Consider the following 13,869-nt stretch of genomic DNA (forward strand, 5'->3'; position numbering starts at 1 on the left):
ACTCATAATGTTTTATAAAAGGTTTTCATATTATTTGCAATACCGATCTCTATTATATATAAAGATCAGTTTGATTTCTCATTTACATAGCTTAAAAGCAGCTTGCTGGCATTCCCTCTTGAGTACAGATTCCATTCACGTGAAAAGCGCTCCACTTCAGTTTGAAGCCTGTTCATATCTTTCAGCTGGTCCAAGAGCATTCCTGAATCACGGCAAGGAACCCCGGGGATTACCTCTGTATAATGGCGGATTAAACCGCGGGTTCTGTTGTAAGCCTCCATATCATACGTATAAAACAAAATGGGTTTGTCCAGCAAAGCAAATTCAAAAGGGACAGAAGAATAATCTGATATTAACAGATCACTCATTTTTAAAAGGTCTGCAAGAGGGAGATCTGATACGTCTTTTATCCACGCACTATCCCCATGCAATTGAGCAGATTGCTTCATAACAGGATGAAGTTTTACTGCAAGTAAATATTCTCCTTTTAAATCATGCTGCAGCTGTTTTTCTGAAAACGGCAGCGAAAAGCTTTCAAACTGATGATCCCTAAAGGTTGGTGCATACAGGATGATTTTTTTCTCTGCCGGCAGGTGATATTTGCTTTTAAGGTCACTGCTGTTTTCCTTCACCTCATAGTAAGCATCGGTTAAAGGCACGCCAAACCGAAGAAATTTATCACCTTTTATATCGAAGAATTCCTTGAATATGTCAGCCATATGTTCAGAACCGACGACAATCCGGTCAAATGAAGCATACACTTTGCGAAAGCGTCTCACGTCAGCCCGCGAACGATTCTGTGTGTTGATATCCTTTAACCCAAATCGTTTAAACGCTCCATTTGCATGCCAAACTTGGATACACTCGATATCAGGTCTGCAGGTCAAAACGGTTGTCAAAACAAAATAGTTATCAACAATCACAGCTTTACTGCTCAGCATAGAAAAGACCGCTTTATATATATGAAGCGGGTGTTTTTCGTTAATAACTGAAACAGTAAGCTCAGGAAATTCTGTTTCCAGCGATTTGGCATGCTGGGTCAGAAGTACATGAATGGGAAATGAGTAGTGTCCCATCTGATATTCCTTTAATATTGCCCGGGCATTATCAGGAAAGGAAACAAGAAGGGTCACTTGACTTCCCGGTTTGACCCAAAACAGCAATGCGCCGATGACTTTGATGAACACATAGTAAAAAAACGCAAACCAGGATTTCAATCTGTCATCAGCTCAAAACGGCTGCCACGGATTGTCGGCAGGCACAGTGAAAGATTCATGCATTTCATTACATACCATAGCTCCTTTAAGGCCCATTACAGATGGCGTGATTGATCTTTGACCTGTCCCGTATATTGCGGCTTTGCTGAAGTTCGTTCATGTTTCAGCACGGCTGTAACATACTTAGGAATGCTAAGCATTCTTCTCCAGCGCGCAGGGTTTGTGATCAGCCTGTACATCCATTCAAGGTGAAAACGGATAAAAAATGAGGGCGCTCTTTTGACATTGCCGCTGAACACATCAAAGCTTCCGCCCAGCCCTACAGAAACAGCCTGAGGGAATAGATGTCGGTATTTATGGATAAAGAACTCCTGATTAGGATAACCTAAAGCAACAAATACCATGTCAGGATTTGAGGCTGCGATCTTGTCTGCCACCTCATGTTGATTTTTCACATAACCGTCAGAATATCCGGCAATTTCAATCCCAGGATAATCACGTTCGACTCGCTCGATTGTCTGAGCAATCACATGCTTAGCTGCACCGTAAAAGAAAACCCGTTTTTTCTTTTGATCAGCCTTCTCAAGCAAAGACGTAAACAAATCATAACCGGCGATTCTGGATTGAAGCGGCTTACCAATTAGCTTGGAAACCAACACAACACCAATGCCATCCGGCAAAATAAAATCAGCAGATGAAAGAACCGCTTCATAACGCGGATTTTGCATCGCTTCAAATCCGATTTCAGGATTCGCTGTTACGATGAACGCACCTTTATTCTGGTCCAAAAATGACGTTTCTAAATGTGATACAAATGAAGTCAGTTCACCGTCTACAAAATCTAATTGATTAATGGGTTTCGTTTGCATCGTATCAACCCTCCTTTTCATCTATATGTCTATAAAAAACACGTGTCATTCGTATAGTTTGATTAAAGACTCTTTGTCTGAAAACATTTTACTCTATCTTACCACAAAAATCTTTAGGAACTTTTAACATTCACATTACAATTCCTTCACGTTTTGACGATGAATTAATATGAGGAGGGGCGTACAAAATAAATGACGCAGCAGAAAGAAAATCGTTTCACTTAAAAACGCGACAAAAGATTCGATTTTTTCGAAAAAGAAAACTTGTTATAATGGGTATGGATAAGGCATTAGACCTGTAAAAATTATACATCAATACAACGATGATACCAAAAAATGCTGGTGATTGACATTTTTAAAGAGCCTTAACTTTTATAGGAACTTATGCTATTATTGTTCAATATTAATGGTACGTAAAAAATGTGTCGAAATTATAAACAATCTGTTAAGGTTTGTGGTTTTTTTCTGGTACTCTCAGTTGAAAACGGTTGGAAGGTGATGTTATCTGATGAAGAAAGTGATAACGTACGGAACATTTGATTTATTTCATTATGGACACATGAAGCTGCTGCAAAGAGCAAAAAATCTGGGTGATTACTTAATCGTGGGATTATCTACAGATGAATTTAATCTTCAAAAACAAAAAAAATCGCATCATTCCTATGAACATCGAAAATTCATTTTAGAAACAATTGATTTTGTGGATGAAGTGATTCCCGAAAAAAACTGGGAACAAAAAATCTCAGATATTCAAAAGTACGATATAGATACATTTGTGATCGGCGATGATTGGAAAGGGAAATTTGACTTCTTAAAGGAATATTGTGAGGTCATTTACCTTCCGAGAACAGAAGGCATTTCAACTACCCAAATCAAAAAAGACATGGCTAGTTTATAGAAGCACTAACTTAAAGAGGCTTGAAGTAATTCAGTTGCTTCTTTTTTTCTTGTTTGCTGAGATAAGTATTTAATTGTTCGACATTTAAGGAGTCTAAAATGAAATCAAAGATTTTAATGAAATATAGAAGTCTATTGGTCAGAGTATACTCAATTGCTTTTAGAACAATTGGGCTTTTGCCCAGGAATGAAAAATTAATCATCTTCGAAAGCTATTCCGGCAAACAATTCAGCTGTAATCCACGAGCAATTTTTGAGTATCTTGAGGAAAATAAAGATAAATATGATTACCGATTAATCTGGAGTATAGATAAAAGAAACAAAGATTTATTTGATAATTTAGATGTGAAATATTTAAAAAGATTCTCTCTCAAATGGCTATGGTATATGGCTACAGCGAAATATTGGATAACAAACAGCCGCTTGCCGTTATGGATCCCAAAACCGAGAAAAACCACATATGTGCAGACTTGGCACGGAACTCCCCTAAAAAAACTTGCAAATGACATGGACGAAGTACATATGCCCGGCACGACGACTGAACAATATAAAAAAAACTTCCTGAAAGAAGCTAGTAAATGGGATTATCTCATTTCCCCTAATGCATACTCTACGGAGATTTTTAGAAGTGCTTTTCAGTTTAAAAGAACCTTTATTGAATCTGGCTATCCGAGGAATGACTTTTTACATAAAGAAAATAAATATGAAGAAATGCTAAAAATAAAAGACAGATTAGGTATTGATAGAGATAAGAAAATTATTTTGTATGCCCCAACTTGGAGAGACAACTCATTTTATGCTAAAGGTAAATATAAATTTAATATGGTTTTAGATTTAGAAAGTCTTAAAGACCAATTAAGTGATGAATATATTCTTATTTTAAGGATGCACTATCTTGTATCTGAGAATATTAACTTAACTGCGTACAAGGGTTTTGCTTATGATTTTTCAAATCATAATGATATTAGAGAGCTATATTTAATATCAGATATATTAATAACAGATTATTCTTCGGTGTTTTTTGATTTTGCCGGTTTAAAAAGGCCGATCCTTTTTTATGTTCCTGATATTGAATTTTATAGAGATAAACTAAGAGGCTTTTACTATGATTTTGAAAAATGTGCTCCGGGACCTCTTCTTAAAACAACAGAAAAAGTAATTGAAGCCATACACAAAACAAAGCACTATAAGCAGGATGAAAACCTTACTTCGTTTTATGATCAATTTTGTTATTTGGAAAAAGGTGATTCATCTAAAAAAGTTGTTGAAGAAATACTTGGATAAAAACATTTTCTTTTAAAGGAGTACTTGAAATGTTGTTTTCAATTGTAATGCCTGTTTATAATTCGGGGTTATATCTAAGTGAAGCCATTGACAGTATCATTGATCAAACTTTTAATTTTGAAGAAAACATCGAAATTATATTAATTGAAAATAATAGTATCGACAATTCGAAAAACATATGTGAAAAATATGCAACAGCATTTCCGAATAATATAAAAATTATTTATCAAGATACACCAAATGTCAGTTTAGCAAGAAATAATGGATTAAAATTTTGTGAAAATAGTGAATTTATAGGCTTTATTGATTCAGACGACAAAATTTCACCAAATGCTATTGCAGAAGTATTAAAGTTTTTTAAAAAACATACCGATATTAATTTAGCGGTGCTGCCGCTATTTTTCTTTGACAATAAAAATGGAGAGCATTCACTTAATTATAGATTTAAAAGTAATAAAAACATTGTAAACATAACTGATAATTACTCTTCTGTTCACTATCACATTGGTGGAACATTTTTTCGGAAAAAAGCAATAGATCGTTTAGGAATTTCTTTTAATGAACAGATGGATTTTTGGGAAGATGTTTTATTTATTAATACTTTTTTAATTAAAGAACAAAAATATGGTCTTATTCCTGATGCTAAGTATTTCTATAGAAAAAGAAAAGAGGAAAATTCTCTCGTAGACACTTCATGGTATAAAAAAAATAGGTATACTTTTTTACTTAAAAATGGTTATGAGGAAATGATCAAAAGATCATTAGAGGAATACGGTGAGGTAATACCTTATATTCAATGCTTAATTCTAAATCATGTAAAGTTATTTATTATTCAAAAAAACAATAACTTGATTTATGAAGTACTAGATGAGACAGAACAACTGGAATTCTTCAGAGAATTATATAAAATTTTAAAATATATGGATGAAAAGTTAATTATCAATCAAAAAATGAAAACATACTTAAAAGAATATCTGATTTCATTTAAACGATGGGGTTATCCTGTTAATAAACTTATTCAAATAGGAAAAATTGAAAACGAAAAAGTTGTAATTACTTCATGGAGAGTCAATAAATTTTCTATTGAGCTAATTGTGAGTTTGAGTAATGAAGAATCTGCAATTAAAGATGAAAATAATGTTTACATCTCTTATGGAAAAAAATTCATAAGGGCCAAGTTAAACGAACAAACACAAAAGAATATTGTTATTTGGAAAACTACTGTTAGAGATAGAAAATATTCTTCTTACCAATTAAAAATTCCTTTAGGAGTTATTTTTTTTAGGTTTATAGTTGAAAAAGATAATCATTATGTTTATCTCCAAAAAGTCAATGTTTTAAATAAATTATTTAAGAGGTTAATACGAATCTAATTCTTTTCTATAAAACAAAATTCAAAAGGAGAATGAAAACTTGGAACAAAAGAATTTTTTCTTTTCTATTATAATGGCAATTTACAATGTTGAAGAATTTTTAGATGAAGCAATAACAAGCATAATTGATCAGGCACTTGATTTTGAGCATCATATACAGTTGATTTTAGTCAACGATGGAAGTGTTGATGCATCAGGGGAAATTTGCTTAAAGTATAAAGAAGCGTATCCAGAAAATATAGTCTTTATCGATAAGGAGAATGGCGGAGCAAGTAGTGCGCGTAATGAGGGTTTAAAATATGCCAAAGGTAAATATATTAATTTCTTAGATCCTGATGATACATTGTCCCCTTCGACCCTTTTAAAAGTATATGATTTCTTTGAAAAGAATTATTCTAAAGTCGATGTAGTTTCTATTCCAATGATGATGTTTGGTAAAACAAGTGGTCCACACTTATTAAATTATAAATTTGATAAAACTAGGCTAGTTCATATCTTGAAAGAACATACAGGAATTCAATTATCAGCACCAAGTTCATTCGTGAAAAAAGAAGCTGTTAAAAATCACTTTTTTAATGAAGATATGGCCTACGCTGAAGATAGTGAATGGCTGACTAAAATTATAATGAAGCGCCAAGTATACGGTATTGTGTCAGAAGGACAATATAATTATCGACGAAGAGAAGATGCGTCATCTGCAACTCAAACAGGTAAAAATGATAAAAAATGGTATGTAGATTATTTGAAGAATTTCTCTCGAGAATTAATTAATCATAGTATTACAACATTAGGATACGTTCCAAGATACATTCAGTATATGATTGCCTATGACTTGCAGTGGAGAATAAATATAGAAGACAGAACTGATGTTTTGACGGATAACGAAGTTGAAGAGTTTTTTGACTTGCTAGAAAGAATACTTGCATTTATAGATGACGACATAATCTTTGAACAAAAATCTCTAAACTTGCACAGAAAATATTTTTTAATCAAATTGAAATATCGAAATAAAAAAAATGTATTTAAAAAGATCTTTTTGAATCGTAATGTGAATTTATATTTTAAAGAGAAATTAATTAATTCTATGAGATATGAAGCTATAACAATGGAGCTATTAAGCATTGAAAAGGGGATTTTAACCCTTGAAGGTAATTTTGGTTCATTATTTGATGCCGCAGAATTAGAAGTGAAAGCATGTGTCAATGACAAAATATATCATGCCGAAAAAATTGATAGAACAGTACACAACTTATATTGCTTAAATAAGCCAGTTAAAGAGTACCTGGGCTTTAAGGTTGATATCCCAGTTGGTGAGCTTGCAAATAACTCGAATATTGAAATGATGATTTCATCAAATGGAAAACTAATAAAAGTAAAAATTAACTTTGGACGATTATTCCCGCTGGATAAACATATAGTTGATTTCTATACCAAAAATGGTATAGGGATTTATTTCGATCATAAACTTAATAATTTAGTAGTTCTAAAAGATAAAAATCAGATTATTAGAGCAAAAGAAAAGCGGGCTCAAAGACGTTTTAAGACCTTTAATAAAATAGGTGCTGAGAAAGCATCAAATGTAAGAAAGATTATGGAACACCTCTATAAAATAAAGAAAAATAAAAGAGTATGGCTTTTTATGGATAGAATCAACAAGGCCGATGATAATGCTGAAGCATTATTTGAATATGCAATGCAGCAGAATGACGGCATCAAAAAATATTTTATTATCAGTAAAGATAGTCCAGATTATAACAGGCTGAAAAAAATAGGACCAGTTGTTGCATACGGGTCACCTAAGCACAAATTCTTACATTTACTTGCCGATGAAATTATCTCTTCACATGCAGATGATTATGTAGTCAACCCGTTTGTGAATATGAGGAAATATTATAAGGACTTATTTAAATTTAACTTTGTTTTTCTTCAACATGGAATTACGAAAGATGATATTTCGGGATGGCTTAATAAGTATAAGAAAAATATTAGACTATTTATAACAGCCGCTCAACCTGAGTATGAGTCTATAATTAATGGTCATTATAATTATTCAAAAAGAGAAGTAATTCTAACTGGATTTCCTAGATTTGATAAGCTTGTTAATCATAATCATAAAAAGATATTAATTATGCCAACATGGAGAAATCATTTAGTAGGAAAAATAAATCCGCAAACAGGGAAAAGAGATTATTCACCACTCTTTAAAAACTCAGTTTATTTTAATGAACTTAATAATTTATTAAATGATGCTAAACTTATTAATGAGGCTAATGAAAAAGGATACGAGATCGTATTCTTCCCGCATCCAAATATTGTTCAGCAGTTGAAAGATTTCAACAAAAATAGTTCAGTGAGGATTGCGGACATTAATGAAAGTTATCGAGATCATTTCAATAATAGTGCGATTTTAGTTACAGATTATTCATCCGTTGCATTTGACTTTGCTTATCTTAAAAAACCTGTTTTTTACTTCCAATACGAAAAAAATCACTTGGAAAAAGGGTATTTTGATTACAATTCAATGGGGTTTGGAGAAGTAATTGCTGATAAAGATGCTTTAGTTGATAAGCTGATAAATTGTATGGAAAACGATTGTATAATGGATGCCAAATATATTGATAGAGTAAATCAATTTTATAAGTATACGGATAAAGAAAACTGTAAACGTGTTTATCAACAAATTATTAGTCTAGGAACTAATATTAAAGAGGGAATAAAGAAATGAAAAAAGTAGCGGTTTACGGTAGTTGTGTTACACGGGATAATTTTAACTCTCAATTTAATGCTGATTATAAAAATTTTTTTGATTGTGTATTGACCCAAAACCAATCGTCCATTATTTCAACAATGAGTAAACCTAACTACATTGTTATTGATAATGAGAACATGTCTAATCATGAAAAAAACACTTTAAAGACGGATTTTGAGAATAGCTTTCTAACCGAGATTAAATCTATTCAGCCAGATATATTAATTTTAGATTTTTTTGCAGATGTGCATTTTGGTTACGTGGAAATTTCTAGCAATCAGTATATTACAAATAACAGGTGGACACTTCCTAAAACAAATTATTATAAACTTTCAATTCAAAATAAAAAGCAAAGCTTTAATATTGAAGATCATTTTGAAAAATATTTTTCACTATGGAAACAAAAGTTTAATCTTTTTTATAACTATGTGAAATTAAATTGTCCCGATATCAAAATTATCTTAAATAGTGCAAGAAATGTTCATCATTTTTTTGATAAAGAAGATAAGAAAAAGTTGCTTATTAATGGAGGAAACATCAAGATAATTGATGTTGATTATTATAATAGTGTTTGGAGCAAATTTGATGCGTACGTGTTAGACAGCTTCAGTGATGTAGAGGCAATAAGTTTATTCGAAAATAAAAAATATAATTCATATGAAAACCATCCATGGGGCAAATTTTATGTTCATTATACAATGGATTACTATACCAATTTTTTGGACCAGTTAAAAAACTCAGTCTTTAAATAAATAGTATACGGAGGATTCATCGTGAAAATTGAGATAATGAACATTTCTGTAAATCTTAAAAATGATGGGTGGATAATCTTTGGTCATACACACAGAATCGAGGAATTTGAGGGCCTGGCTTTAAAATTAAAGACTAATAACATAGCCTTTGAGCAGCCTATTCAGATAAAGCTTCCTTATTCTTATATGCATAAGGAAGGTTATTTCTTATGTGAAGTGAAATTTGCTCATATAATAAAGTCGAAAAAACTCGCCTTCTCTAATGAGTGGGAATTGACAGTATTAAACCAAAATGCCCAATTACTAATTAGCTGTCTCGATGGTCAACACAAACTAGAAATAAAGCAACCAGATTCTTTGTATTTTGGGGCCTGCTCATTAGTGAATAATAAATTAGTCATTACAGTACAGCCTGACAATGCAAAATTCAGTATATTTAGTATTGAAGAGGGTAATTCACCTGACAAGCTTCATTTAAAACTTCAAATAAAGGGAGAGAAGCATAAATTATTTGAAAACAACGATTTACTATTCGTTCTTTCACGTAGGCCACATGGAACCCTTTATCAATTTCATGAAGAACAAATAGAACTTGGAAAACTGTCTCAAGCTGATGACCACTTTGAGGTTGACCTTGATTTATATAATCTTCCGGATAATATTATTGTTGACGATTCAAACATTTGGGATTTTTATATCAAATTAGACAATAATTCTGAATCTATTTTGCTTTCTTGTTTAGTTGATAAAGAATTGCCAAGTTCTCTTGATAAATTAAGTGCACTGAGAAGCCACCCATTTCATTATGTCAAATTAAACAAAACAGGAAGCAACTCATTATCTCTGCACACATATCGAAAAGATACAAATATTGCTCAATTAACCTCATTTGAAGAAAATGACAAGATTGTAAGGCTTTATATTAAGATAAATACTAAGATAAATTCACAATGTAAAGTAGTTTTTAGAAAAAGAGAGAAAAAAGGAAATGGTTTCGAATATTATTTTTCTCAAGAATACAGTCTTCTAAATAACGGTGATCGATTTTTTTGTGAGATAGACAAAGGAAATTTGTTAAAATTGCTAAGAAAAGATCATGCGAGTGTATGGGACGTGTTCATTTTAATTGATAGTAAAGACTATGTTTATATTAGCTGTAATGAAAATATTGAGACTGATTATTTTAATATAGCTGATGGATATAAAGTGAAGTTCTTTAAAAATGGTGGAAATCGATTATCTTTGTATATGCTTTTTGACTCAAATAAAGATGCAGATACACTTAATATAGCTGTTTTAGGTACTTGTTTTAGCAGAAATGCATTCAATTCGTCATCATTTTTTAACCCTGATTACAAAAAATTTTATAAATGTTGTTATACACAATTCCATTCATCAGTCATCAGTTTGATGTCTGATCCTGTAGATATAGATTTTAATCAATTTAATGATGTTAAAGAAAGTGATCGGCCATGGGTAGAAACGGATTTTAAAAAAGACTTCTTTGTAAAGTTGAAAGAAGCAAACCCTGATTACATTATTATTGATTTTTATTGCGACGCGAGTAAGCCGGTCATTAGAACTCAGGAAAATAATTATGTGACTTGTAACTATTTTATTGAAGTAAGTAAGTTCTTATCAAATTGGGATAACATACACATCATAAATCATCATGAAAATCAGAGGTATTTTGAGCTTTGGAAGAAAAATATTGGTAAATTTCTCGATAAGTTAAAAACCATTATTCCTGAAGATAAAATTATATTGAATAAGGGCAGATTTACCGAAACATATTATGGAATGGATAGTAAAATAAAAACATTTGATGATATTCCAATGATAAGGAGAAATAATTACTTTTGGGATAAATTAGATAATTATTTCCTGTCTATTGCCCCTTCAGCAAAGGTAATAGATTTGTCTGATACAAAGTTTATAGGAGATGAAAGATATCCTTATGGTTTATCTTATTCTCATTATGAATCAGATTACTACAGAGAATTTTTTAACAGATTATTGAAAATCACATCAGAAGACCAAATGAAAAATTAATTACATGAATAGTTCTAAAATAAGGTTGTTGTTATCTTATCTTTTTTTAGAACTATTCTTTTTATATTAGTTGTATATTGGATTTTTAAATTAACAAGTGGGTCTGTCGACTATTACATGAAAAATGAATGAATATCTGTTACAATATTCACCGGTGCTTTCAAATTTCTTTAACCGAAAGATCCAAAAAATCATTTAAGTCTAAGGAAGATAAACAATGAATGCATTAGTAAGAATCGTAAAAGAGCAAGTGACATCGTTTCCTTTAATTTTGCGCTTAGCTTCGTATGAGACAAAGTCTCAGTATCAGATGAATTATCTTGGCGTATTATGGCAGTTTCTCAATCCTCTCATTCAAATGCTGGCGTATTGGTTTGTATTTGGTATGGGGATTCGTAACAGCAAGCCAGTCATAACAGGTATTGGAGAAGTTCCTTTTATTGTTTGGATGTTGGCTGGTTTGATCCCGTGGTTTTTTATTAGCCCGACGATTTTGGATGGATCAAACAGTGTATTTAAACGGATCAATATGGTTGCGAAAATGAATTTTCCGATTAGTTCACTGCCTTCTGTAGTGATTGCTTCAAATTTATTTAGTTATTTTGTAATGATGGGTGTTTATGTCATTGTCCTTTTAGCAAGCGGTGTTTACCCTAGCTTGCATTGGATACAATATATTTACTATTTAATCTGCATGATTGTGTTTATGTTTTCATTTAGCTTGTTTAACTCTACAATCAGTGTGCTTGTCAGAGATTATCAATTTCTGCTGCAGGCCGTAACCAGATTATTGTTCTTTTTACTTCCGATTTTTTGGAATATCTCAGAGCAGCTCGGGAAAAATCACCCGAATCTTCTGCCTGTGCTTAAGCTGAATCCGATTTTTTATCTGATAGAAGGATTTAGGAACAGCTTCTTAGACGGAAAATGGTTTTTCCAAGACATGAAGTACACGCTGTATTTCTGGCTGTTCACATTCCTTTTATTGTTAGTGGGTTCTATTCTGCATATGAAATTCAGAGACAAGTTTGTTGACTTTCTTTAATACGTAAGGAGATTGTACGATGAAACTAAAAGTTTCGTTTCGAAATGTTTCAAAGCAATATCATTTGTATAAAAAACAATCGGACAAGATAAAAGGATTGTTTTTTCCGGCTAAGGATAATGGTTTTTTTGCTGTGCGGAATGTCTCCTTTGACGTGTATGAGGGAGAGACAATCGGCTTTGTAGGGATAAATGGATCAGGGAAATCAACCATGTCTAACCTGCTGGCTAAAATTATTCCACCGACCAGCGGTGAAATTGAAATGAACGGCCAGCCGTCGCTGATTGCGATTGCTGCCGGTTTAAATAACCAATTAACGGGCCGGGACAATGTCCGGCTCAAGTGTTTGATGATGGGGTTAACCAATAAAGAAATTGATGATATGTATGACAGCATCGTTGAATTTGCTGAGATTGGCGATTTTATTAATCAGCCGGTTAAAAACTATTCCAGCGGGATGAAATCGCGTCTCGGTTTTGCGATTTCCGTGCATATTGACCCTGACATTTTAATTATTGACGAAGCGCTTTCTGTAGGGGACCAAACGTTTTATCAGAAGTGTGTAGACAGAATAAATGATTTTAAAAAGCAAGGGAAAACGATTTTCTTTGTCAGCCACTCGATCGGCCAGATTGAAAAGATGTGTGACCGCGTCGCTTGGATGCACTATGGTGAGCTTCGTATGTTTGATGAAACAAAAACGGTTGTCAAAGAGTATAAAGCGTTTATTGACTGGTTTAATAAGCTGTCTAAAAAAGAAAAAGAGACATATAAAAAAGAGCAGACGGAAGAGAGGAAGAAAGAAGATCCTGAAGCGTTTGCCCGTTTCCGCCAAAAGAAGAAAAAGCCGAAATCATTGGCTAATGCGGTTCAAATTGCTATTTTGTCTATCCTGACTGTATTCATGGCAGGAACGATGTTCTTTAATGCTCCGCTTCGTACAATTGCTTCGTTTGGTGCTATCCCGCAAAATGAAGTGAAGAATCATCATGGCAATGCAAAGGGCAAGTCAGATGAACGCTTAACCGCAGTCAATAAGCAAGGGTTTATAGCAAATGAAAAAGCGGCTGCTTATAAAGATCAGGGTTTGAAACAGAAGGCTGACGTTACACTGCCATTCGGTACAGAGGTGTCGGTAGCTGCAAAAGGCAAACAGGCAGCGAAAATAAAGTTTAACGGACAGTCTTATTTTGTGAAAAAGAGCGCTGTTGCAGCTAACATGAAACATGCTGAATTGCATGCCGCTGCATTTACGTCTTATGTCTCGCAAAACGCAGCTTCTTCCTATGAATACTTTCTGAAATTCCTGGGAGACAGCAGAACCAGCATTCAATCCAAATTGAATGGATATACTGAAGGGGATACGGCTGACGGCAGAAAAACGTTAGATTTTGATTATGAAAAAATCAGCTATGTGCTGGAGAATGATAAAGCAACAGAGCTTATTTTTCATAACATTTCTCCTATCAACCCGGCGTCACTATCCTTAAGTGATAGCGATGTATTGTATGACAGCAGCAAGGATCGTTTTCTTGTGAATACAGCTGATCTTGTCTTCACAGTTGATAATGAAGAGCATACACTGACTTTGATGTTGAAATAAAAAAAGGCTATTGGATGAATGTCCAATA

General features: G+C 32.9%; 10 protein-coding genes. 8 read left to right on the plus strand and 2 right to left on the minus strand.

Translation table 11 applies throughout. The features are described from left to right. Window positions 1–65: 65 nt before the first annotated feature. Window positions 66–1,217, minus strand: a complete 1,152-nt coding sequence (locus tag BGM23_RS03810; RefSeq protein ID WP_038427956.1) for a CDP-glycerol--glycerophosphate glycerophosphotransferase — start codon at window positions 1,215–1,217, stop codon at window positions 66–68. Between the two features lie 95 nt (window positions 1,218–1,312). After that, a complete protein-coding gene (locus BGM23_RS03815) occupies window positions 1,313–2,086 on the minus strand; it encodes a WecB/TagA/CpsF family glycosyltransferase (RefSeq protein ID WP_029318765.1) in 774 nt (257 codons plus the stop codon). A gap of 508 nt (window positions 2,087–2,594) precedes the next feature. Between BGM23_RS03815 and tagD the strand changes: the two genes are divergently transcribed. The 8 genes from tagD (at window position 2,595) to tagH (ending at window position 13,841) form a co-directional block, all read left to right on the plus strand. Next, window positions 2,595–2,984, plus strand: coding sequence for a glycerol-3-phosphate cytidylyltransferase (gene tagD / locus BGM23_RS03820; protein WP_029318766.1), 390 nt, complete (start codon window positions 2,595–2,597; stop codon window positions 2,982–2,984). A gap of 98 nt (window positions 2,985–3,082) precedes the next feature. Then, window positions 3,083–4,267, plus strand: a complete 1,185-nt coding sequence (locus BGM23_RS03825; RefSeq protein WP_029726008.1) for a CDP-glycerol glycerophosphotransferase family protein — start codon at window positions 3,083–3,085, stop codon at window positions 4,265–4,267. Between the two features lie 29 nt (window positions 4,268–4,296). Next, the gene (locus BGM23_RS03830) at window positions 4,297–5,640 is read left to right on the plus strand and encodes a glycosyltransferase family 2 protein (protein ID WP_029726007.1); all 1,344 of its coding nucleotides are present in this window, start codon (window positions 4,297–4,299) and stop codon (window positions 5,638–5,640) included. Between the two features lie 40 nt (window positions 5,641–5,680). Further along, the gene (locus tag BGM23_RS03835; protein ID WP_029726006.1) at window positions 5,681–8,365 is read left to right on the plus strand and encodes a bifunctional glycosyltransferase/CDP-glycerol:glycerophosphate glycerophosphotransferase; all 2,685 of its coding nucleotides are present in this window, start codon (window positions 5,681–5,683) and stop codon (window positions 8,363–8,365) included. Continuing rightward, window positions 8,362–9,141, plus strand: coding sequence for a DUF6270 domain-containing protein (locus BGM23_RS03840; protein WP_029726005.1), 780 nt, complete (start codon window positions 8,362–8,364; stop codon window positions 9,139–9,141). Before BGM23_RS03835 ends, BGM23_RS03840 begins: the two co-directional genes overlap by 4 nt. A gap of 21 nt (window positions 9,142–9,162) precedes the next feature. Further along, window positions 9,163–11,193 (plus strand): DUF6270 domain-containing protein, encoded by a 2,031-nt coding sequence (locus BGM23_RS03845; RefSeq protein WP_029726004.1) that lies wholly within the window; start codon window positions 9,163–9,165, stop codon window positions 11,191–11,193. Window positions 11,194–11,410: 217 nt separating this feature from the next. Continuing rightward, window positions 11,411–12,238: a teichoic acids export ABC transporter permease subunit TagG gene (gene tagG / locus BGM23_RS03850; protein WP_014665585.1), complete on the plus strand. Its 828-nt coding sequence runs from the start codon at window positions 11,411–11,413 to the stop codon at window positions 12,236–12,238. 19 nt (window positions 12,239–12,257) lie between these two features. After that, window positions 12,258–13,841, plus strand: a complete 1,584-nt coding sequence (gene tagH / locus BGM23_RS03855; protein WP_029726003.1) for a teichoic acids export ABC transporter ATP-binding subunit TagH — start codon at window positions 12,258–12,260, stop codon at window positions 13,839–13,841. Window positions 13,842–13,869 lie beyond the last annotated feature (28 nt).

The organism is Bacillus sp. FJAT-14266, assembly GCF_001719225.1.
Lineage (GTDB): Bacteria > Bacillota > Bacilli > Bacillales > Bacillaceae > Bacillus > Bacillus subtilis.